22 protein-coding genes and 2 pseudogenes are annotated in these 21,399 nt (G+C 73.8%); 11 read left to right on the top strand and 13 right to left on the bottom strand.

Annotated elements, in window-relative coordinates:
* Window positions 1–62: 62 nt before the first annotated feature.
* From yajC to ruvC, 4 genes are all read right to left on the bottom strand, one after another.
* A complete protein-coding gene (gene yajC, locus HF526_RS28670) occupies window positions 63–494 on the bottom strand; it encodes a preprotein translocase subunit YajC (protein ID WP_169384701.1) in 432 nt (143 codons plus the stop codon).
* 94 nt (window positions 495–588) lie between these two features.
* Window positions 589–1,632, bottom strand: coding sequence for a Holliday junction branch migration DNA helicase RuvB (gene ruvB / locus HF526_RS28665; protein ID WP_338051820.1), 1,044 nt, complete (start codon window positions 1,630–1,632; stop codon window positions 589–591).
* A complete protein-coding gene (ruvA, locus tag HF526_RS28660; RefSeq protein WP_169384700.1) occupies window positions 1,629–2,234 on the bottom strand; it encodes a Holliday junction branch migration protein RuvA in 606 nt (201 codons plus the stop codon). The genes ruvB and ruvA overlap by 4 nt, the downstream gene beginning before the upstream one ends.
* A 6-nt stretch (window positions 2,235–2,240) precedes the next feature.
* Window positions 2,241–2,804: a crossover junction endodeoxyribonuclease RuvC gene (gene ruvC / locus HF526_RS28655; protein WP_169384711.1), complete on the bottom strand. Its 564-nt coding sequence runs from the start codon at window positions 2,802–2,804 to the stop codon at window positions 2,241–2,243.
* 141 nt (window positions 2,805–2,945) lie between these two features.
* Between ruvC and HF526_RS28650 the strand changes: the two genes are divergently transcribed.
* The 4 genes from HF526_RS28650 to HF526_RS28635 all read left to right on the top strand — a co-directional run bounded on the left by HF526_RS28650 (window position 2,946) and on the right by HF526_RS28635 (window position 5,355).
* Window positions 2,946–3,437, top strand: a complete 492-nt coding sequence (locus tag HF526_RS28650) for a hypothetical protein (protein WP_169384699.1) — start codon at window positions 2,946–2,948, stop codon at window positions 3,435–3,437.
* 20 nt (window positions 3,438–3,457) lie between these two features.
* Window positions 3,458–3,982: a GNAT family N-acetyltransferase gene (locus HF526_RS28645; protein WP_169384698.1), complete on the top strand. Its 525-nt coding sequence runs from the start codon at window positions 3,458–3,460 to the stop codon at window positions 3,980–3,982.
* A 179-nt stretch (window positions 3,983–4,161) separates the two neighbouring features.
* Complete coding sequence (locus HF526_RS28640) at window positions 4,162–4,899, top strand: DUF2267 domain-containing protein (RefSeq protein ID WP_169384697.1); 738 nt, start codon at window positions 4,162–4,164, stop codon at window positions 4,897–4,899.
* 111 nt (window positions 4,900–5,010) lie between these two features.
* Window positions 5,011–5,355 carry a pentapeptide repeat-containing protein gene (locus tag HF526_RS28635; protein WP_211177934.1) on the top strand — a complete coding sequence of 115 codons (345 nt, stop codon included), beginning with the start codon at window positions 5,011–5,013 and terminating at the stop codon, window positions 5,353–5,355.
* Here the strand turns inward: HF526_RS28635 and polA are convergent.
* The 3 genes from polA to HF526_RS28620 form a co-directional block, all read right to left on the bottom strand.
* On the bottom strand, window positions 5,294–8,119 hold the full coding sequence (gene polA, locus HF526_RS28630) for a DNA polymerase I (RefSeq protein WP_169384696.1): 2,826 nt from the start codon (window positions 8,117–8,119) through the stop codon (window positions 5,294–5,296). The genes HF526_RS28635 and polA overlap by 62 nt on opposite strands.
* 81 nt (window positions 8,120–8,200) lie before the next feature.
* Window positions 8,201–8,740, bottom strand: a complete 540-nt coding sequence (locus tag HF526_RS28625; RefSeq protein ID WP_169384695.1) for a GNAT family N-acetyltransferase — start codon at window positions 8,738–8,740, stop codon at window positions 8,201–8,203.
* An 11-nt stretch (window positions 8,741–8,751) separates the two neighbouring features.
* Window positions 8,752–9,501 (bottom strand): YebC/PmpR family DNA-binding transcriptional regulator, encoded by a 750-nt coding sequence (locus HF526_RS28620; RefSeq protein ID WP_169384694.1) that lies wholly within the window; start codon window positions 9,499–9,501, stop codon window positions 8,752–8,754.
* A 261-nt stretch (window positions 9,502–9,762) separates the two neighbouring features.
* Here HF526_RS28620 and HF526_RS28615 point away from each other — a divergent pair, with 261 nt between their 5' ends.
* Together HF526_RS28615 and HF526_RS28610 are read left to right on the top strand one after the other, a co-directional pair.
* Window positions 9,763–10,041, top strand: a complete 279-nt coding sequence (locus HF526_RS28615; protein ID WP_211177939.1) for a DUF1490 family protein — start codon at window positions 9,763–9,765, stop codon at window positions 10,039–10,041.
* A gap of 5 nt (window positions 10,042–10,046) precedes the next feature.
* The gene (locus HF526_RS28610) at window positions 10,047–12,185 is read left to right on the top strand and encodes a heavy metal translocating P-type ATPase (protein ID WP_169384692.1); all 2,139 of its coding nucleotides are present in this window, start codon (window positions 10,047–10,049) and stop codon (window positions 12,183–12,185) included.
* 30 nt (window positions 12,186–12,215) lie between these two features.
* Here HF526_RS28610 and pdxT read toward each other — a convergent pair whose 3' ends face one another.
* The gene (gene pdxT, locus HF526_RS28605) at window positions 12,216–12,857 is read right to left on the bottom strand and encodes a pyridoxal 5'-phosphate synthase glutaminase subunit PdxT (RefSeq protein ID WP_338051823.1); all 642 of its coding nucleotides are present in this window, start codon (window positions 12,855–12,857) and stop codon (window positions 12,216–12,218) included.
* 162 nt (window positions 12,858–13,019) lie between these two features.
* The gene (locus tag HF526_RS28600) at window positions 13,020–14,435 is read right to left on the bottom strand and encodes a malic enzyme-like NAD(P)-binding protein (protein ID WP_169384690.1); all 1,416 of its coding nucleotides are present in this window, start codon (window positions 14,433–14,435) and stop codon (window positions 13,020–13,022) included.
* A 118-nt stretch (window positions 14,436–14,553) separates the two neighbouring features.
* Here HF526_RS28600 and HF526_RS28595 point away from each other — a divergent pair, with 118 nt between their 5' ends.
* A complete protein-coding gene (locus HF526_RS28595; protein ID WP_169384689.1) occupies window positions 14,554–16,683 on the top strand; it encodes an elongation factor G-like protein EF-G2 in 2,130 nt (709 codons plus the stop codon).
* An 11-nt stretch (window positions 16,684–16,694) separates the two neighbouring features.
* On the opposite strand, the gene HF526_RS28590 is transcribed toward HF526_RS28595, so the two are convergent.
* From HF526_RS28590 to HF526_RS28580, 3 genes are read right to left on the bottom strand one after another with little or no spacing between them, the layout of a single operon-like run.
* The gene (locus HF526_RS28590) at window positions 16,695–17,267 is read right to left on the bottom strand and encodes an NAD(P)H-binding protein (protein ID WP_169384688.1); all 573 of its coding nucleotides are present in this window, start codon (window positions 17,265–17,267) and stop codon (window positions 16,695–16,697) included.
* A 52-nt stretch (window positions 17,268–17,319) separates the two neighbouring features.
* Window positions 17,320–17,628 (bottom strand): AzlD domain-containing protein, encoded by a 309-nt coding sequence (locus tag HF526_RS28585; protein ID WP_169384687.1) that lies wholly within the window; start codon window positions 17,626–17,628, stop codon window positions 17,320–17,322.
* The gene (locus HF526_RS28580; protein WP_169384686.1) at window positions 17,625–18,296 is read right to left on the bottom strand and encodes an AzlC family ABC transporter permease; all 672 of its coding nucleotides are present in this window, start codon (window positions 18,294–18,296) and stop codon (window positions 17,625–17,627) included. The genes HF526_RS28585 and HF526_RS28580 overlap by 4 nt, the downstream gene beginning before the upstream one ends.
* A 55-nt stretch (window positions 18,297–18,351) precedes the next feature.
* Here HF526_RS28580 and HF526_RS28575 point away from each other — a divergent pair, with 55 nt between their 5' ends.
* The 3 genes and pseudogenes from HF526_RS28575 to HF526_RS28565 all read left to right on the top strand — a co-directional run.
* Window positions 18,352–18,906, top strand: coding sequence for a helix-turn-helix domain-containing protein (locus tag HF526_RS28575; protein WP_169384685.1), 555 nt, complete (start codon window positions 18,352–18,354; stop codon window positions 18,904–18,906).
* Window positions 18,907–18,913: 7 nt separating this feature from the next.
* A pseudogene (locus HF526_RS28570) lies at window positions 18,914–19,650 on the top strand (aldehyde dehydrogenase family protein); the annotation flags it as partial.
* Between the two features lie 104 nt (window positions 19,651–19,754).
* Window positions 19,755–19,883 (top strand): annotated as a pseudogene (locus HF526_RS28565) (TetR/AcrR family transcriptional regulator); the annotation flags it as partial.
* 74 nt (window positions 19,884–19,957) lie between these two features.
* Here the strand turns inward: HF526_RS28565 and HF526_RS35830 are convergent.
* On the bottom strand, window positions 19,958–21,064 hold the full coding sequence (locus HF526_RS35830; protein WP_211177932.1) for a glycoside hydrolase family 16 protein: 1,107 nt from the start codon (window positions 21,062–21,064) through the stop codon (window positions 19,958–19,960).
* Window positions 21,065–21,194: 130 nt separating this feature from the next.
* On the opposite strand from HF526_RS35830, the gene HF526_RS34805 reads away from it, so the two are divergent.
* Window positions 21,195–21,399, top strand: a 205-nt coding sequence (locus tag HF526_RS34805) for a hypothetical protein (protein ID WP_211177931.1), incomplete at its 3' end; no start/stop codon positions are given.

The following is a 21,399-nucleotide window of genomic DNA, read 5'->3' as shown; positions in this document are numbered from 1 at the left end:
ATAGCCGGGGACCGCCGGTGGGCCGCCCCAACGAAGGCGGCCCGCTGCGGCCGCCCGGTGGATCAGTTGCGCGAGCCCGGCGTCCCGTTCGAGCGCGCGTCGTCGGTCGTGCCGGTCGGCTCCGGCGTGCTGTCCGTCACCGCCGGCTTGTCCTCGACGCGCTCGACGGGTTCCGCGTCGTGCTCGTCGGCGACGTCGGCGGAGCCGTCGGTGAGCGAGGAGACGTCGTCCGGGGTCGGGTTGACCTTCTCCCGCACCGCGGCGCGCACCCAGGTGGTCACCACGCCGTCGGCGATCTCGAGGTCGACCGTCTCCTCGTAGGAGGCGTCGACGACCGTCGCCCGCAGACCGGAGGTCGTCACCACGACGTCACCGGGCTCCAGCGCGGCCTGCAACTGCTGCATCTCCTGCATCTGGCGGCGTTGCTTCCGCCCGGAGAGGAAGATGGGAATGAACAGCAGCAGGATGAGCAGTGGGAACAGCAGAGTTTCCATGATCTCCGTATCTCCGCACGTCGAAGGGCCATGAGTGTGCCAGCACCGGGGTTGCACCGGTGCTGCGGCCCTCGTCCGCCGTGCCGGGCCATCGTCAGAACAACGGCGACGGGACCGATCCGGTGACGTCCGGGGGCGGAGTCATACCCAGATGGGCCCACGCGGCCGCCGTCGCCACACGTCCCCGGGGCGTTCGGGCCAGCATGCCCGCGCGCACCAGGTAGGGCTCGCAGACCTCTTCGACGGTACCTGGTTCCTCGCCCACCGCTACGGCGAGCGTGGACACGCCCACGGGGCCGCCCCCGAACGACCGCACCAGCGCACCGAGTACGGCGCGGTCGAGCCGGTCCAGGCCGAGCTCGTCCACGTCGTACACGGCCAGCGCATCGCGGGCCACCATTCGGGTGACGGTGCCGTCGGCGCGGACCTCGGCGAAATCACGCACCCGTCGTAACAACCGATTCGCGATCCGCGGTGTTCCCCGCGACCGGCCCGCGATCTCCTCGGCCCCGTCCGCGCGCAGGTCGACGTCGAGGATCGTCGCGGCGCGACGCAGCACCAACTCCAGCTCGCCGGGCTCGTAGAACTCCATGTGCGCGGTGAAGCCGAAGCGGTCCCGCAGCGGGCCGGTCAGCGCACCGGCCCTGGTGGTCGCCCCGACCAGGGTGAACGGCGCGATGTCGAGCGGGATGCTGGTCGCCCCGGGCCCCTTGCCGACGACCACGTCGACCCGGAAGTCCTCCATCGCGAGGTAGAGCATCTCCTCGGCGGGGCGGGCGATGCGGTGGATCTCGTCGATGAACAGCACGTCGCCGGGCATCAGGTTGGACAGCATCGCGGCGAGGTCGCCGGCCCGCTCCAGGGCCGGACCGGAGGTGAGCCGGATCGCCGCCCCCAGTTCCGCGGCGACGATCATCGACAGGCTGGTCTTGCCCAGCCCGGGCGGGCCGGAGAGCAGGATGTGGTCGGGTGGGTCGCCGCGCCGGCGGGCGCCCTCCAGCACCAGTTCGAGCTGCTCGCGGACCCGAGGCTGGCCGATGAACTCGGCGAGCCGGCGCGGCCGCAGGCTGGCCTCGACGTCGAGGTCCTCGACGTCGGCCTCGGCAGCGACCTCGCGGGTCGGCTCGAACTCGCTCACCGCGATCGGCCCAGCCTGGCCAGCGCGGAGCGCAGCAGCGCGGAGGCGTCCGCGGCCCCGTTCTCCCCGAGCACCCCGTCGACGGCCTGCTCGGCGGGCTTCGCGGTGAAGCCGAGCCCGACGAGGGCCTCCACCACCTGGTCACGGGGGCCGCCGTTCGCCGTGGGCGCCGGCGGCGCGGCGCCTGCGGGTGCGGCGACCGGGGCGGCGACCTTGTCCCGCAGCTCCACGATCAGCCGCTCGGCGCCCTTGCGCCCGATCCCCGGCACCCGGGTCAGGGTCGTGAGATCCCCGTCGACCAGTGCCCGGCGCAGCGCATCCGGGTCGAGCACCGCCAGCGTCGCCAGGGCGAGCCGCGGGCCCACCCCCGTCACCGTCTGCAGCAGCGTGAACAGCTCGCGCTCCTCGGCGTCGGCGAACCCGAACAGCGTCAGCGAGTCCTCGCGGACCACCAGCGCGGTCGCCAGCCGGGCCTGCTCCCCGCGGCGCAGGCCGGCGAGCGTGGTCGGGGTGGCGTGCACGGCCAGCCCGACGCCGCCGACCTCCACGACCGCGTGGTCCAGCCCGATCCCGAGCACCTCACCACGCACCGAAGCAATCATCGTCGATCAACGCCCTTTCGCCGCGGCAGCCAGCCGGGCCTTGTGCCGCCGGGCCAGTTCGGCCGAGCGGGCCTGTGCCTGCGCCATCCGCTCGAGCATCGGGGCCCGCCAGCAGTGGCACACCGCGAGGGCCAGCGCGTCGGCGGCGTCCGCGGGCCGGGGGGCCTCCGCGAGCCCGAGCACCCGGGTGATCATGGCTGTGACCTGCTGCTTGTCGGCCCGGCCCGCCCCGGTGACCGCGGCCTTGACCTCGCTGGGGGTGTGGAACGCGACCGGCAGCCCGGCCCGCGCGGCGGTGAGCGCGACGACCCCGCTGGCCTGTGCCGTGCCCATCACCGTGCGCACGTTGTTCTGGCTGAAGACCCGCTCGATCGCGACGACGTCGGGCCGGTGCACCCGGATCCACTCCTCGACGGCGTCCGCGACCCCCAGCAACCGCTCGGCCAGCGGTGTGTCCGCCGAACTGCGCACGACGTCCACCGCGACGCACGCGACCGTCCGGCCTCCCCTGCCGTCGACCACGCCGAGCCCGCACCGGGTCAGCCCCGGGTCGACGCCGAGCACCCGCACCCGCATCCCTCCGCACGTCATCACACGAACAGCCGTTCGACATCGGAGGCTACCGGCCCCGGGCGGGCCTGCCGCCGCGGGCGCGCCGGATGTGTCGGCCCCGTCCGGACGGGGACCCTCTTTGGGAGGAAAGGAGCGCGCATGTCGGCGAGGCAGCTTCTCGGCATCTATCTGAACGATCACCTCGACGGGGCGAACGCCGGCGCCGAGCTCGCCCGGCGACTCGAGGCCGAAGCCGCCGGCGCTCCCGACGCCGACGTGCTGAGCAGGATGGCCGGCGAGATCGAGGAGGACCGGGAGGTGCTCCGGAAACTGGTCGACCGGATCGGCAGCGGGCCGGACCCGGCGCAGCAGATGGCCGGCTGGGCCGCGGAGAAGGCCCACCGGCTCGCCGTGGACGAGAAGCTCACCGTCGGCGCGGACCTGACCCTGCTGCGGGAGTCCGAGACGCTGTCGCTCGGCGTCGAGGGCAAGCTGGACCTCTTGCTGGTCCTGCTCGAGGTCGCCCCGGCTCACCCCGAACTGGCCGACGTCGACCTGGGCGCCCTCGCCGACCGCGCCCGCGAGCAACGCAGCAGGCTCGAGGCGTTCCGTCGCAACGCCGCCCGCAGGGCCTTCGCCGGGCACCGGTAGCCGCCGCATACGGTCGGTGGATGCTGATCAGGGAGGCGCTCCCGGCCGACATCCCGGCCATCCAGGCCATCTACGCCCACCACGTCCGCCACGGTGTCGGCACGTTCGAGGAGGTCCCCCCGGACCCGGCGACGATGGCCGGGCGGATGCGCACCGGCCGGGCGGCCGGCGGCCACTGGCTGGTCGCCGAGGCCCCGGCAGGCGGCCCCACCGCCGGGTACGCGTACTACGGCCCGTACCGGGCGCGCTCGGCGTACCGGTTCGCCGTCGAGGACAGCGTCTACATCCGCGACGACGCCCGCGGCACCGGCGTCGGCACCGCGCTGCTGTCCGCACTGGTCGAGCACGCGACCGCGGCCGGCTACCGGCAGATGATCGCGGCGATCGGGAGCTCCGACAACGCCGGTTCGATCTCCCTGCACACCCGGCTCGGGTTCACCCGGTCCGGGGTCCTGCGCGACGTCGGGTTCAAGTTCGACCGCTGGCTCGACGTCGTGCTCATGCAGCGCGAGCTGGCCGGCGGGCCGGTCGGCCCGGCGCGGTGACCAGCAGCCTCGCGCCGGTGCGGCGGTCACGCGGCTGATCTGCCGCCCGTGGGGGTACCCGCGAGTTCTGCACGCACGTCGCGGCCCGCCCGGGCGCGCATCCCGATCAGCCGTCCGAGGCCGGCGGCTGCGGCGTGGAGCCGCGCCGGGGCTGCTCACCACCGCCAGGAAGGTCGATCATGAAACACGACGAGTTCATCCGACGGGTGTCCGAACGAGCACACGTGTCCGCGGAGCAGGCGGACACGCTCGGCCGCGCCGTCCTGCAGACGCTTGCCGAGCGCATCACGGGCGGGGAGGCCGACGACCTGGCCGCCCAGCTGCCCCCCGAACTGCAGGAGCCGCTGCGACGCCCCCGGAAGGCACCCGCCGACCCGTTCGGCCTCGACGAGTTCCTCCGCCGGGTCGGCGAGCGCGCCGGGGTCGACGGGGAGCTGGCCCTGCGAGGCACCCGGGCGGTCCTGCACACGCTGCGCGACACCCTGCCTCACAAGGAGTTCGAGGACATGGTGAGCCAGCTCCCCACGGAGTACCGGGAGCTGCTGCGCGTGGACCACGACGAGTTCGTGCAGAAGGTGGCGCGACGAGCACACGTGTCCGTCGATCAGGCGCAGACCCTCACCCGCGCCGTCCTGCAGGCCTTGGCGGAACGGATCAGTGGCGGGGCGGCCCAGGACCTGGCCGCCCAGCTACCCCCCGAACTACGCGAGCCGCTGCAACGACCGCGCGACGCACACGCCGAACCCATCGGGCTCGAGGAGATGCTCAGCCGGGTCGGTGAGGGCGCGGGGGTCGATGAGGACCTGGCCCGGCGGGCCTTCCGGGCGGTCCTGCTCACCGTGCGCGACGCGGTCCCGCGCAAGGAGTTCGAGCACGTCCTGGGCCAGTTGCCGAAGGAGGTCGCGAAGCTGCTGTGACCGGGTGTACGGGCTGAGGTCACGACGGCGCCGGGTCGGCGACCCCACGGCGCCTGGGCCGCTGACGGGCCGGCCCCCCGGTCCCGGCTGCGGCGTGCCGGCGCAGCGAGAATGGAGCTCGTCCGGAGCAGGCGGCAAGCCCTGCTCACCGTGGGAGGTCACGCACATCGTCCCATGAGCGCGGCACCGGCGGACCTCACCGGCGCCGACCTGAGATCTGCCGACCTGATCGGGGCGGACCTCCGCGACGCCGACCTGAGCGGCGCCGACCTCACCGGCAGCATCTTCCTCACCCAAGGCCAGGCCAGCGCGGCCACGGGGGACGGCGCCAGCACGCTGCCCCCGGCACTCACCCGTCCCGCGCACGGGTCCTCCTCCGCGGCGCGGGCGCGACCTAGTGGGCGGCGTCGTCCCAGCTGCGCCCGTACCCGACGGACACCTCGAGCGGCACGCTGAGCTCGTGGGCCGCGCCCATCTCGCGGCGTACCAGTTCCTCGACGGCCGCGCGCTCGCCCTCGGCCACCTCCAGCACCAGCTCGTCGTGGACCTGCAGCAGCACCCGGCTGCGCAGTGACGCCGCGGCCAGCGCCCGGTGCACGCCCAGCATCGCGACCTTGATGATGTCCGCCGCGCTGCCCTGGATCGGGGCGTTGAGCGCCATCCGCTCGGCCATCTCCCGGCGCTGCCGGTTGTCGCTGTTCAGGTCGGGCAGGTAGCGGCGGCGGCCGAGCATGGTCTCGGTGTAGCCGTCCTTGCGGGCCTGCTCGACGATGCTGTGCAGGTAGTCGCGCACCCCGCCGAACGTCTTGAAGTACTCGTCCATCAGGCCGCGGGCCTCCTCGGTGGAGATCCGCAGCTGGCCCGACAGCCCGAACGCCGACAGCCCGTAGGCCAGCCCGTAGTTCATCGCCTTGATCTTGGCGCGCTGCTCCGGGGTGACCTCCGGCGCCTCGACCCCGAACACCCGGGCGGCGGTCTCGGCGTGGAAGTCGTGCCGCGACCGGAACGCCTCGATCAGCGCCGCGTCCTCGGACAGGTGCGCCATGATCCGCATCTCGATCTGGCTGTAGTCCGCGGTCATCAGCTCGGCGTACCCCTGGCCGACCACGAACGTCTCGCGGATCCGCCGGCCCGCGGCAGTACGGATCGGCACGTTCTGCAGGTTCGGCTCGGTGGAGCTGAGCCGGCCGGTGGCGGCGATCGTCTGGCTGTAGGTGGTGTGGATGCGGCCGTCGTCGGCGATCGACTTGAGCAGGCCGTCGACGGTGACCTTGAGCCGGGTCGCGTCCCGGTGCAGCAGCAGGTGGGACAGGAACGGGTGCTCGGTGGCCGCGAACAGGTTCTGCAGCGCGTCGGCGTCGGTGGTGTAACCGGTCTTGGTGCGCTTGGTCTTCGGCATGCCCAGCTCGTCGAACAGCACGACCTGCAGCTGTTTCGGCGAGCCGAGGTTGATCTCCTTGCCGATCACCGCATAGGCGTCCTGCGCAGCCTGCTTGACCTGCGCGGCGAACTCCGCCTCCAGCGCGGACAGCGCGTCACGGTCGACGGCGATGCCGGCGGCCTCGAGGTCGGCGAGCACGAACAGCAGCGGCAACTCCAGCCCGGCGAGCAGCTCGGTGCCGCCGCGCTCGGACAGCTCGGCGTCGAGCGCGTCGGCCAGCTCGGCCACCGCGGACGCCGCCACCATCTGCTCCTGCGCATGCTGCGCGTCGGCCTCCTCCTCACCGCCGAGCAGCGAGAGCTGGCCACCGTCGGCCTCGCCGTCGAGCCGCAGCTCGCGGCGCAGGTAGCGCAGCGCGAGGTCGGCCAGGTCGAAGCTGCGCTGCCCGGGGCGGGCCAGGTAGGCGGCCAGTGCAGTGTCGCTGGTCAGCCCGCGCAGCTGCCAGCCGCGGGCGCGCAGCGCGTGCAGCGCCGCCTTGGCGTCGTGCGCCGCCTTGGGCACCGACTCGTCGCCCAGCCATTCCCCCAGCGCCGCGTCGTCGTCCGGGGTCAGCGTGCGCACGTCGAGGTAGCCGGCCGCGCGCACCCCGACGGCGGCGGGCGGGCGGGCTCCGAGCCCGGCGCGGTCCTCCACGGTCGGCTCCCCCGCAGCCAGGGCGATGCCCTGGAGGTCGCTTCCGGTGGCACGGCCGGTCAGTCCGTGGAACGACAGCCCGACCCGGCGGCCGTCGCGCGCGTTCGCCTCGAGCCAGGCCCGCACGCCGCCCGGCTCGACGGCACCGCCCTGCACCTCGAAGCCGTCCTCGGCCTCCGGCTCGGCACTGGTCAGGGTGGCGAACAGGCGTTCGCGCAGCACCCGGAACTCGAGCTCGTCGAACAGCCGGTGCACCGCGTCGCGGTCCCACGGCCGGACCTCGAGGTCGGCCGGCGCGGCGTCCAGCGCGACGTCGCGGACCAGCTCGGTGAGCTGCCGGTTGAGCAGCACATTGGCCAGGTTGGCGCGCAGCGCGTCGCCGGCCTTGCCCTTGACCTCGTCGACCCGGTCGCTCAGCTCGCCCAGCGAGCCGAACTCGCGGACCCACTTGGCCGCGGTCTTCTCCCCGACGCCGGGAATACTCGGCAGGTTGTCACTGGGGTCGCCGCGCAGGGCCGCGAAGTCGGGGTACTGCGCCGGGGTGAGGCCGTAGCGCTCGTTCACCTCGGCCGGGTCGATCCGGCCGAGGTCGGACGCCCCGCGCCGCGGGTAGAGCACCGTGACGTTGTCGGTGACCAGCTGGAACGCGTCGCGGTCGCCGGTGGTGACGAGCACCTGGAAGCCGTCGGCCTCGGCCTGGGTGGCGAGCGTGGCGAGCACGTCGTCGGCCTCGTAGCCCTCGACGGCGAACACCGGGATGTTCAGCGCGGCCAGGACCTCCTTGATGAGGTCGACCTGGCCGCGGAAGTCGTCCGGCGTGGCCGACCGGTTCGCCTTGTAGTCGGCGTAGGCCTCCGAGCGGAACGTCTTGCGGGAGACGTCGAACGCCACCGCGAGGTGCGTCGGCTGCTCGTCGCGCAGCAGGTTGATCAGCATCGAGGTGAAGCCGTAGACCGCGTTCGTGGTCTGCCCCGTGCCGGTGCGGAAGTTCTCCGCAGGCAGCGCGAAGAACGCGCGGTAGGCCAGCGAGTGCCCGTCGAGCAGCAGCAGCCGTTTGCCCGTGGAGCCACCACCGGTGGCGGGCGTGGTCGCGGAACCGGACTTCGCAGTACCGGACTTCTGGGGGGCACGGGTTGCGGGGCTCATCACCACCGAGTCTAGGACCGCGCACCGACAGTCCCCGGACGGGCGACCCGGCGTCCGGGGCGGAACGGGATCGAGCTGTGCTCAGCGGGCGGGGCGTTCCAGGCGGGCCAGTTCGACGCCCGCGGAATCGGTGACGGCACCGGCGATCCGATAGCCGGCCGCCGCGTACAGGCGCAGGTTGTCGTCGCTGCGCGCGCCGGTGACCAGCCAGAATCGGGTGACCGCCGGCGGGGCGGCGGCGTGCACGGCGGCGAGCAGGGCCCGGCCGACGCCCCGGCCCTGCACGTCGGGCGCCACCGTGAAGCGCACGACCTCCATCTCGGAGCCGGCCACCCGCCCGCGCACCGAGCCGACCAGCCGGGCACCGGACCAGGCGCCCAGTGCCAGGACACCGGCCTCCAGGTCGGCCCGCAGCTCGGCCAGGGTCTCGCGCAGCGGCGGGATGTCGGGCGCGCCGTAGCGCTGCGCCTCGGTGACGTACGCGGCCCGCTGCACGGTCAGCACCTCGCCGGCGTCCCCGGGGCGCAGCGGCCCGATGCGCACCCCGGGGCCGGCGGACGGCGACGGTCCGGTGCCGGAGACCGCGGTGTGCGCGGGCACCGGCGCCGGACCGTCGATCATCGCGGGCGCCCTCAGCCGACCTCGGCCATGACCTCGTCGGACACGTCGAAGTTCGCGTAGACGTTCTGCACCTCGTCGCTGTCCTCGAGGGCGTCGATCAGCCGGAAGACCTTCTTCGCCCCCTCGGCGTCGAGCGAGACCTGCATCGAGGGCACGAACGTGGGGTCGGCCGAGTCGTAGTCGATGCCGGCCTCCTGCAACGCGGTGCGGACCGCGATCAGGTCGGTCGCCTCGGAGATGACCTCGAAGCTCTCGCCCAGGTCGTTGACCTCCTCCGCGCCGGCGTCGAGCACGGCGAGCAGCAGGTCGTCCTCGGTGAGGTCACCCTTGGGCACGATCACGACGCCCTTGCGGGTGAACAGGTAGGACACCGAGCCCGGGTCGGCCATGGTGCCGCCGTTGCGGCTCATCGCGGTCCGGACCTCGGTGGCCGCCCGGTTGCGGTTGTCGGTGAGGCACTCGACGAGCACCGCGACGCCGTTGGGCGCGTAGCCCTCGTAGGTGATCGTCTGGTAATCCGCGCCGCCGGCGTCGACACCCGAGCCACGCTTGACGGCGCGGTCGATGTTGTCGTTGGGAACCGAGCTCTTCTTGGCCTTCTGGATGGCGTCGTAGAGCGTCGGGTTGCCGTCGGGGTCGCCACCGCCGGTGCGCGCCGCCACCTCGATGTTCTTGATCAGCTTGGCGAACATCTTGCCCCGGCGGGCATCGATGACGGCCTTCTTGTGCTTGGTCGTCGCCCATTTGGAGTGGCCGCTCATCGGCTGACCCGTCCCTTCTGCCTCTCACGTGCGGCACTCGCCGGGACCCGGGCGCCCACGTCCCGCCCTCCCGGGCCGCGCAGGCGCCGGTGGTACCGGCCCTGCCAGATCCTGTCGATCGTACCGACGCAGCACTTTTCCGGCGGGCCCAGTCCTCGGTGATCCACATGCACGTATTCATCTATGTTAACGACTGCGTGTCGGGGACATGGATATCCTGCGACGGTCACGCGAGCATCCCAGTGAGAGGAGCCGCCTGTGATGTTCGGCGGAATCATCGGCAAGGCCGCCGGCGCCGTCGCGACCGGCCTGGCCGGAGCCGTGGTCTACGACGGAGTCAAGAAGATCGCGCGCAGCGGCGCGGTGCACCAGGCCGCCGTGGCCGTGACGGCCCTGGGCCTGCGCGGGGCCCGGGCCGCGGAGACCGGCGCCGAGAAGGCCCGCCTGGCCACCGCCGACATCGTCAGCGAGGCCCGCGAACGGATCGGCGAGCAGGCCCCGCCGCCCGGCACGCAGGCCGCGCACGAGCACGAGCACTGAGCCGGATGTCGATCCGCGTCGTCAGCGACGCCGCCGGCCGGGTCCGCTTCGCGACCCCCGGCCTGGTGGGCAGCCCGGCTCTCGCGGTGGCCGTCGAGGACGCGGTCGACCCGGTCACCGGCGTCCGCCAGGTCCACGCCTACCCGCGCACCGGCAACGTCGTCGTCTGGTTCGACCCGGACCGCTGTGACCGCGCCGAACTGGTCGAGGCCATCGGCAAGGGCCTGGGGGCGGACCCGGAGGCCACCGCCGACCGCACCCCGCGTTCGTCCGACGTGCGCAACGGCGACCTGGCCCGCCTGGTCGTCGGCGGCGTCGCGCTGGCCGCCCTCGGGATCCGCCGCTACGGCCTGCGCCGGCCGCCGGTCCTCGGACCCAGCAGCCGCACCGTGGCCACCGGCGTCACGATCTTCACCGGCTACCCGTTCCTGCGCGGCGCGCTGCGCGCGTTCACCCGGGGCCGCGGTGCCGGCACCGACGCGCTGGTCTCGGCGGCCACGGTCGCCAGCCTGGTGCTGCGCGAGAACGTCGTCGCGCTGACCGTGCTCTGGCTGCTCAACATCGGCGAGTACCTGCAGGACCTGACCCTGCGCCGCAGCCGCCGCGCCATCTCCGAGCTGCTCACCGGCACCCAGCACCGGGCCTGGACCCGCCTTGCGGACGGCACCGAGGTCGAGGTCGACATCGACCACCTGAGCATCGGCGACGAGGTCGTCGTGCACGAGCACGTGGTGCTCCCGGTCGACGGCGTCGTCGTCGAGGGCGACGGCGTGGCCGACCAGGCCGCCATCACCGGCGAGACGCTGCCGGTCAGCGTCGGCGCCGGCATGGCGCTGCCCGCGGGCTCGGTGCTGCTGCGCGGACGGATCGTGGTGCGCGCCTCGGCCGTCGGCCAGGACACCGCGCTGGGCCGGATCATCAACCGGGTCGAGCAGGCCCAGTCCGACCGGGCCCCGATCCAGACCGTCGGGGAGAACTTCTCCCGCCGGTTCGTCCCGACCTCCTTCGCGCTCGCCGCGGCGACCCTGCTGCTCACCCGGGACGTGCGGCGGGCAATGACGATGCTGCTCATCGCGTGCCCCTGCGCGGTCGGGCTCTCCACCCCGACCGCGATCAGCGCGGCGATCGGCAACGGCGCCCGCCGCGGCATCCTGATCAAGGGCGGGGCGCACCTGGAGGCCGCCGGGCGGGTCGACGCGATCGTGTTCGACAAGACCGGCACGCTCACCCTGGGCCGTCCGGTGGTCACCAACGTCGTCTCCTTCGACCCGTCCTGGTCACCCGAGCAGGTGCTCGCCTACGCGGCCAGCTCGGAGATCCACTCCCGGCACCCGCTGGCCCAGGCCGTCATCCGGTCCACCGAGGAACGCCACATCGAGATCCCCCCGCACGAGGAGTGCGAGGTGCTGCTCGGGCAGGGCATGCGGGTGCAGAGCGACGGGCGGACGCTGCTCATCGGCAGCCGGGAACTGCTGCGCCGGCAGAAGGTCCCGGTGAGCCGCAAGGCCCAGGACTGGGTGCGCCGGCTGCAGCGGGCCACCGAGACCCCGCTGCTGCTGGCTGTCGACGGCAGGCTGGTCGGGCTGGTCAGCCTGCGCGACACCGTGCGCAGTGAGTCCCGTGAGGTGCTCGACGCGCTGCGCGCCGACGGGGTGCGCCGGATCGTGCTGCTCACCGGGGACCACCCGCAGACCGCGGCCGCGGTCGCCGCCGAGCTGGGCATCGACGAGTTCCGCGCGCAGGTCATGCCCGAGGAGAAGCAGGACCTGGTGCGCGCGCTGCAGGCCGACGGGTACACCGTCGCGATGGTCGGCGACGGCACCAACGACGCGCCCGCGCTCGCCCTGGCCGACATCGGGATCGCGATGGGCACGGGCGGCACCGACGTCGCCGTGGAGACCGCCGACGTCGCACTCGCCGGCGACGACCTGCGCAAGCTGCTCGAGCTGCGCGACCTCGGGCGGCGCAGCATCGGGCTGATCCGGCAGAACTACGGCATGTCCATCGCGGTCAACGCCGCCGGGCTGCTCGTCTCGGCGGGCGGGGCGATGTCTCCGGTGGTCGCCGCGATCCTGCACAACGCGTCGTCGGTGGCGGTGGTCGCCAACAGCTCGCGGCTGATCCGCTACCGCCTGGCCGGCTGAGCGGCGCCGCCACCGGACGCACGGGCCGGCCTACGCGGCGCGCAGGTTCTCCCGGACCAGCTCGCAGAACAGGGCGTGCACCCGGGCGTCACCGGTGAGCTCGGGGTGGAACGCGGTGGCGAGCACCGAGCCTTGGCGCACCGCGACGATCCGTCCCGCGGCGGCCCCGGCGTCGTGACCGGAGGAGGTCACCTGCGGCACCCGGGCGAGCACCTCGACCTCGGGCCCGGCCTGCTCCACCCACGGCGCCCGGATGAACACCGCGCGGGTCGGCTCGCCGGGCACCCCGTCGATGTGCAGGTCGGTCTCGAACGAGTCGACCTGGCGGCCGAACGCGTTGCGCCGCACCACGATGTCGAGCCCACCGAGCTGCTGCTGGTCGGGCCGGCCGTCGAGCACCTCCCGGGCGAGCAGGATCATCCCGGCGCACGACCCATAGGCCGGCATCCCCTTGGCCAGCCGCGCGCGCAGCGGCTCGAGCAGTTCGAACGTCTCCAGCAGGCGGCTCATCGTCGTCGACTCACCACCGGGCAGCACGAGTGCGTCCACCGTGTCGAGTTCGAGCGGGCGGCGGACCGGGACGGCGCGCACGCCGCAGGCCGTCAGCGCGGCCAGGTGCTCACGAACATCGCCCTGCAGGGCCAGGACACCGACGGTCGGGCCGGAACCGATCACGGAAACCACGCTGACCAGGGTAGTCGCCGCACACCTACCGACCGGTCGCGCCGGACGTGACGAGCGACTCGCCCCGCGGAGCAGGCGAGTCGCCCTCCCGAAAGGAGCGACTCGGCCTCCCGACAAGGGCGACTCGCGGAGCGGGCCGTGGCCCCGGGGTCAGGCGCCGGCGACGATCGTGCCCGCGACGCCGTCGGCCTGCTGCTGGGCCGCCGCCCGGACCGCTTCGGCGACGGCCGGGGCCACCGTGGAGTCGAACACGCTCGGCACGATGAACGACGGGTTCGGCTCGTCCACCACGTCGGCGATCGCGGCGGCGGCCGCGAGCAGCATCGCGTCGGTGATGTCGCGGGCCTGCGCGTCGAGCAGGCCGCGGAACACCCCGGGGAAGGCGAGCACGTTGTTGATCTGGTTCGGGTAGTCCGACCGGCCCGTGGCCACCACGGCGGCGTGCTGCTGGGCCACCGCCGGGTCGATCTCCGGGTCGGGGTTGGCCAGCGCGAACACGATCGCGTCGTCGGCCATCGTCGCGGCCTCCTCGGCGCCGAACAGGTTCGGCGCGGACACCCCGATGAACACGTCGGCCCCGACGAGCGCGTCGGCCAGCGTGCCGGACATGCCCTCGGCGTTGGTGTGCTCGGCCATCCAGGTCAGGTTCTCGTCCAGCCCGGGGCGTCCGCGGTGCACGATCCCGTCGATGTCGACGGCGAGCACGTCGCCCGGCCCACCCGACTGCAGCAGCCGGATGATCGCCGAGCCCGCCGCGCCGACCCCGCAGACGACGATCTTGCAGTCCGAGAGCTTCTTGCCGACCACCCGCAGCGCGTTGCGCAGCGCGCCGAGCACCACCACCGCGGTGCCGTGCTGGTCGTCGTGGAACACCGGGATGTCCAGCATCTCGCGCAGCCGCCGCTCGATCTCGAAGCAGCGGGGGGCCGCGATGTCCTCCAGGTTGATGCCGCCGTAGGCCGGCGCGATCACCTGCACGGTCCGGATGATCTCCTCGGTGTCCTGGGTGTCCAGGCACACCGGCCAGGCGTCGACGCCGGCGAAGCGCTTGAACAGCGCCGCCTTGCCCTCCATGACCGGCATGGCCGCGGCCGCGCCGAGGTTGCCCAGCCCGAGCACGGCGGAGCCGTCGGTGACCACGGCGACGGTGTTGCGCTTGATGGTCAGCCGGCGGGCGTCGGCCGGGTTGGCCGCGATGGCCTGGCAGACCCGGGCGACGCCGGGAGTGTAGGCGCGGGAGAGGTCGTCGCGGTTGCGCAGGCTGACCTTGGACTGCACCTCGAGCTTGCCGCCCAGGTGCATGAGGAACGTCCGGTCGGAGACCTTGCGGACGGTGACACCCGCGAGCGCCTCGAGCGCGTCGGTGATCTCGGTCGCATGCGACTCGTTCAGCGCGTTGCAACTGATGTCGACGACGATCGCGCCGGTGTGCGCCTCGACGACGTCGAACGCGGTGACGACCCCGCCGACGTGGCCGACGGCCACGGCGAGGTCTCCTGCTGCACTGGCGGATGCGGGTGCCTCGACCCGCGCGGTGATGGCATATCCAGGCCCGGGAATCGGCACGGGCACGACCCTACCCGCCGTGCAGGCCATAGCGTTCGGCCCCGACCAAGGGTTGTGGCCGAGCATACGGTGGGTGTGAAATCGGACACAGCCAGCGCAGGTCGCGGAGGTGGTCCATATGGCCGTCAGAGCAGACAGCGGGCAGCGTGCGGGGACCGGGGTCCTCACCGTTTCCGATCCCGCCCGGGTACGCAACGTGGTCCTGGTCGGGCCCTCGGGAGCAGGAAAGACGACCCTGGTCGAGGCGCTGCTCGCGCAGACCTCGGCCATTCCCCGTCAGGGCACCGTCCTCGAGGGCACCACCGTGTGCGACCACGATCCGGCCGCGGTGCGCCAGCAGCGCTCGGTCGCGCTCGCGGTCGCGCCCCTGCTGCACGAGGACACCAAGATCAATCTGATCGACACGCCCGGCTACGGCGACTTCGTCGGCGAGCTGCGAGCCGGGCTGCGCGCCGCGGACGGGGCGTTGTTCGTGATCCCGTCCTCGGCGGCCCATGAGGGCACGATCGACCCGGCGACGGTGTCGCAGTGGGAGGAGTGCGCCGCGGTGAGCATGCCGCGCGCCGTCGTCGTCGCCCGCTGCGACCACGCGCGCGCCGACCTGGAGGCCACCGTCGCGGCCTGCCGGGACACGTTCGGCGCCGGCGTCGCCCCGCTCTATCTGCCGATCCGTGACGACGGCCACCTCATCGGCCTGTACGGGTTGCTCTCGCAGACCCCGGACGGCCAGGCGCCGGCCGGCGCCGAGGAGGCCCGCGACGAGCTGATCGAGGGCATCATCGAGCAGTCCGAGGACGAGTCGCTCATGGAGCGCTACCTCGGCGGCGAGGAGATCGAGCTCGCCACCCTGATCGACGATCTGGAGACCGCGGTCGCCCGCGGCTCGTTCTACCCGGTCATCCCGGTCTGCGCGAGCAGCGGGATCGGCCTGGACGCGCTGCTCGAGGTGCTGGTCGGCGGCTTCCCGTCGCCGCTGGAGCACCCGCTGCCACCGGTGTCCGGAGTGGACGGCGCCGAGCACCCGACGCTCACCGCCGACCCGGACGGCCCGCTCGCCGCCGAGGTCGTGCGGACGTCCGCCGACGCCTACGTCGGGCGGGTCTCGCTGGTCCGGGTGTTCTCCGGGACGTTGCGCCCGGAATCCACGGTGCACATCAGCGGCCACGGCGCGATCGCCGCGGCGCCGCCGGGCAGCGCCGAGAACGAGGGCAACGGCGCCCACAACACCGACGACGGCCACGACGCCGACGAGCGGCTCGCGCACATCTACTCCCCGCTGGGGGCGACGCTGCGGGAGATCGACGGCTGCATCGCCGGGGACATCTGCGCGCTGACCAAACTCGGCACCGCCGAGACCGGCGACACCGTCTCCGCCGCCGACCACCCGCTGCTGCTCACGCCGTGGGAGCTGCCCGATCCGCTGCTGCCGGTCGCGGTCGTCGCGCGTACCCGCGGCGACGAGGACGCGCTGGTCAAGACGCTGTCCAAGCTCGTCGCGGCCGACCCTACGCTGCGCCTGGAACGCAACGCCGAGACCCACCAGACGGTGCTGTGGTGCATGGGCGAGGCGCACGCCGACGTCGTGCTGTCCCGGCTGCGCGCCGGGGGTGCCGAGGTGGACGCCGAACCGGTCCGGGTGCCGATGCGGACCACGCTGGCCCGGCCGGGGCGGGTCACCGGCCGGCACGTGAAGCAGTCCGGCGGGCACGGCCAGTACGCGGTCTGTCACATCGAGTTCGAGCCGCTGCCCCGCGGGGCGGGTTTCGAGTTCGTGTCCAAGGTGGTCGGCGGCACCGTGCCGACGCAGTTCGTCCCGAGCGTGGAGAAGGGCATCCGGACCCAGATCGAGCGCGGCCTGACCGAGGGCCACTATCCGGTCGTCGACATCCGGGCGACCCTGGTCGACGGCAAGGCGCACAGCGTCGACTCCTCCGACGCGGCGTTCCAGACCGCCGGCGCGCTGGCGCTGCGGGAGGCCGCCGAGCAGTGCGGGACGGTGGTGCTCGAACCGCTCGACGAGGTCGCGGTGCGCATCCCGGACGAGCACCTGGGTGCCGTGCTGGGTGACCTGTCGGCGCGGCGGGGCCGGGTGCTGGGCACCGAGATAGGTGGCACGGGGCGCACCCTGGTGCGCGCCGAGGTCCCGGTCACCGAGTTGCTGCGCTACGCCGTCGACCTGCGGGCCATGACGTCGGGCACGGCCACGTTCTCCCGCGCCTTCGCCCGCTACGAGCCCGTTGCGCACTGATCGGCCACCGATCAGCCGGCTCTGATGGCCCGGGCCCGGCCGGATGCCACGCCGGCCACGGTCCGGGCCATCACCGCGAACAGGAAGTCGTGCGCCGGGAGCTGGGCGTACCAGCAGAGCCGCCCGGCCAGCCCGTCCGGCCGGAACGTCACCCGCTGCACGTAGCGGCTGCGGGTCGCGTCCAGTAGCTCGGCGCGCAGCTCCGGGCACGCGGTCCGGGCAGCTTCATCTCCGCACGTAGCAGCAGCGCGCCGACCAGCTCCGGTGCCCCGGGGCGGGTCGGCGCCGGCGGCGCGTGCGGCCCCGCCCAGCACCGCGGCGGCGATCCGGTCGCGGGCCGCGAAGTCCGGGCCGGTCATGGAGTGCACGAGAGAGAACACGACGTCGACGTCGCGGCAGGCCTGCCGGGTGGTGCGCGGGTCGGTGGCGTCGCCCGGCAGGGCCTCGACGCGGGTTGCCCAGTCCAGCCGGGTGAGTTTCGCCGTGTCCCGGATCAGGCACCGGACCGCGTACCCGTCGGCCAGCAGCCGGGGCACCAGCCGGGCTCCGATGGAGCCGGTCGCTCCGATCACCAGGCAGCGCACGCGTTCGATCGTGACGCACCGGCCCGCACCTCGCGCGCCGAGCGACCCCGGCTCAGCGGATGCCGGCGGCGCGCAACGCGGCTGTCGTCCCGGCGGCCAGGAGCACCACCAGCACGAACGGCAGCTTCCGCCACGCGGCCAGGGCGCCGACGGCCACCCCGGCGGGGCGCGCCCACCCGGCGAAACCACCGGCCTCGGTCAGGGCGGCCGTGGCGACGAGTGCGACGAGCAGTGCCGTCGCCCCGAGGTCGATGTGGCGTTCGACCCGCTGCGGGACGGCAACGCGGTCGCGCAGCGCCAAACCGGCCAGCCGCAGCAGGTAGGTGCCGGCGGCCAGGGCGAGCACGGCGGTCCAGGTCATCGCTGCTCCCGCCCGGCGAGGGTCAGCCCCAGCAGGCCGATGATCACCGGCAGGCCCGCGGGCAGGAACGGGGTGGCGGCCAGCGCGGCCGCCGCGGCGCCGAGGCCGACCCGGCGCGCATCGGCCCGGCGCAGCGACGGTAGCAGCAGCGCGAGCAGCCCGGCCGGGAACGCGGCGTCGACGCCGAACGCATCGGGGTCCGGCACCGCCGACCCGGCGAGCGCGCCGGCCACCGTGCCGACGTTCCACAGCACGAAGAACAGCGAGCCGCACAGCCAGTAGGCGGTGCGGGCGCGCGGGCCGGCGCCCCGCGCGCGGGAGAACGCGACGGACTCGTCGATGAGGATGTGCGCGCCGAGCAACCGGCCCGGCCAGCGCTTCGCCACGATCCCGGACATGGCGAGCCCGAACGGCAGGTGCCGGGCGTTGAGCAGCAGCCCGGCGGCGACCGCGGCGATCGGGCCGCCACCGGCGGCGACGACCGCCACCGCGAGGAACTGCGAGCCGCCGGCGAACACCAGCAGTGACATCGCGACGGTGAGCGGCATCGGTACGCGGGCCGCGGCGGCCAGCGCCCCGAACGATGCACCGACCACCCCGATGGCCGCGGCGAGGGCCAGCGCGTCACGCAGATCTTCCCGATCGACCGTTCGCCGTATCGAACACATGGTCCCCTACACTGAACACCGGCAGACGCGTTCGTCAACCCGAACGAGGGGCCCGATGGATCGAACGACACCGCTGGAGACCATCGCCGTCGCGGTGCGCCGGGAACGCGAACGGATCGGCGTCTCGCTGGCCGAACTGGCCCGCCGCGCCGGCATCGCCAAGTCCACGCTCTCCCAGCTCGAAGCCGGGTCCGGCAACCCGAGCGTCGAGACGTTGTGGGCGCTCGCGGTGGTGCTCGACGTGCCGTTCAGCCGACTGGTCGACCCGCCGGTCTCCGCGGTCCGGATCATCCGGGCCGGGGAGGCGCCGGCGATCGGGTCGGAACAGGCCCCGTTCACCGCGACCCTGCTGGCCGCGTGCCCGCCCGGCGCGCGCCGCGACCTGCACGTGATGAGCGCCGAGCCGGGACCGGCCCGGGCGGCGCACGCGCACATCCGCGGCACCACCGAGCACGTGCTGGTCACCGCGGGCCGCTGGCGGGCCGGGCCGGAGGGGGCGGAGGTCGAGCTCGGTCCCGGCGACTACGCCTGCTTCCCCGGCGACCAGCCGCACCGGTACCAGGCGCTCGAACCCGGCAGCACCGCCGTGCTGATCATGGAGTACGTCTGAGCCGGGCATCCGCGACGCGGTACCGCGCAAGCACGTCACGCTCGAGCTGGGCGGCAACGCCGCGGTCGTGGTGTGCCCCGATTGGTCCGCGCCGGAGGACCTGGACGACGCAGCAGCGCGCATCGCCACGTTCGCCAACTACCAGGGCGGCCAGTCGTGCATCTCGGTGCAGCGGGTGCTGGCCGACCGCTCCGTGTTCGACGCTCTCACCGAGCGTGTCGTGGCTGCCGTCGAGGCACAGCGCACCGGGGACCCGTGGGACGACGCCACGGACGTCGGGCCGCTCATCGACACCGCGGCGGCCGACCGCGTCACCGGCTGGGTGGCCGAGGCCGTCGCGGCCGGCGCGACGGTGCTCACCGGCGGCGGGCGCGACGGCGCGACCGTCGAGCCGACCGTGCTGGTCGACGTCCCCGCGGACGCGGCGGTGTCCTGCGAGGAGGTCTTCGGGCCGGTGCTCGTGCTGGAGCCGGTGGCCGGGGTGACGAGGCCTTCGCGCGGGTCAACGACTCCCGCTACGGGCTGCAGGCCGGGGTCTTCACCCGCGACCTGCCGACCGCCTTCCGCGCCCACCGCGAGCTGGCGGTCGGCGGCGTGGTGATCGGCGACGTTCCGTCGTTCCGCGCCGAACAGATGCCCTACGGCGGCGCGAAGGAGTCCGGTCTCGGCCGCGAGGGTGTGCGCTACGCGATGGAGGACTACAGCTACGAGCGCGCGATGGTGCTGACCGGCGTCGCGCTGTGAGGCCGCGTCGCGCCGGCCCGTGCACGACGTCGCCGATCCCGAGCTCGGACAGCCACGGCCGCCGGGCGCCCTGGGCCGGCTCGACCGCCGCGCAAGGAGGCTGCATGCCCAAGATCATCGGTGGCTCGCTGCCCGAGAATCGCAGCCAGGTGCGCGCCAGGGTGTTCGACGCGTTGCGCAACCAGCTCCACGAGCGCGGCTTCGACGCGATCACGTTGGCCGGCGTGGCGGCCGCGGAACGTGTCGTGATCTCCTAGTCCCTCCGCCGCTCGCCGGGTGCGGCGGCCGAGAGCAGCCGGTGCGTCGATCAGTTGCCCGGGGCGCGCACCGGATGCGGGACGAGTCCGCGGGGCTCGGCACCGGCCGGCGCGGCCGGAGCCGTATCGGTCACCTCCTGGCGGATCGCCTCGGCGTCGGCGCGGCCGTGGACCTCCTGCTGGATGTCCTGGTTCGCACCCTCGGCCAGGTCGGCCGGCTTCAGCTTGTACTCCTTGACCCAGTCGACCTGCATCTCGGACTGCTTGACCTTGCCCCCCTTGGGGAACCAGTCGAGCTGGATGCACAGGTGCATCGGGCCGGGCGGCAGGATCGACGTGTCGGTGGTCCGCCACCATTCCTTGCCGTCGACGAAGGCGGCGACGTGGGTCGGGGTCCACTCGACGGCCCAGTTGTGCCACTGCGTGGCGTCGATCTTGACCTTGCCGTTGACCTGCGAGTTGTCCGGCCCGTAGTGCAGGAAGATGTTCGTCTCCTGGCGGGTGTGGTCCATCATCTCCATGAAGTCGATCTCCCCGCCGACCGGGAAGTTCTCCGCGTCCGGCCACAGCAGCAGCAGCGCGTTGTACGACGGGTCGCTGGCCGGTGCCTTCACCCGGCCCTCCCAGCGGCCGTACTTCTGCCCGGGGTTCCACGCCATCCCGGCGGTGTCGCCCCGGGAGTCGCCGGTGATCGTCAGGATGCCGTCGGCGACCGAGACCGCGCTCGGCGTGCGGCGGCCGTTGCCGGCGTGACCGGGACCGTCGTAGACGGCCCAGGAATCATCGAGCGAGGTGCCGTTGAACTCGTCCACGCGGTCCGGCTTGCCCCAGTTGTGGATCTTCGCGGCGCTGGTGTCGTACCCCGCCGACAGGGTGTCCGGGTCGACGGGCGGGGCGCACGGGTCCGGCGCGCCCTGGTCCGGGCCGGGCCGACCGGCGCCGGGCTGATCCGGATTCGGCTGATCGGTGCCGGATGGGCTGACGCCCCGGGAGTCGGCGGCCGGCAGTGCGGCGGCCAGGTGCGCGCCCGCACCCGGTGCGGGGATCGAGCCCCCGGCGGACCGCGCCGGCGGTGCGGGGTCGGGAGCAGCCGGGGCCGCCGGCGCGGCCGGCCCTGTTGCCGGGGCGAGAGCTGCCGCCGGGGCGGAACTGGGCACAGCCGGCGCCGGGGCGCCGTGAGCCGGCTCGGCAGGGACGCGAGCCGGCGCAGCAAGGACGTGAGTCGGCGCAGCAGGGGCGGCGGGCGGAGCGGTAGGAGCGGGCGTAGGCGGGGCGGTGGGCGTGGGTGTGGGTGGAGCAACGGACCTCGCCGGCACGGCGGGGGTGGCCGGAGCCGTCGGGGCCGCTGCCCTGCTGGTCGGCGGCGCAGCGGGCGCCGGAGCCGCGGCTGCCACCGGCGGCACCGTCGCAGCGGCGGGGGGCGGAGCCGCGCCGTGCCCGGCCACCGGCGCCGGCGCGGGCGCTGATGCAGGAGGAGGCGCGGGTTCCGACG

The sequence above is a fragment of the Pseudonocardia acidicola genome (assembly GCF_012911935.1).
Lineage (GTDB): Bacteria > Actinomycetota > Actinomycetes > Mycobacteriales > Pseudonocardiaceae > Pseudonocardia > Pseudonocardia acidicola.
This window is presented reverse-complemented; position numbering and strand designations above follow the sequence as displayed.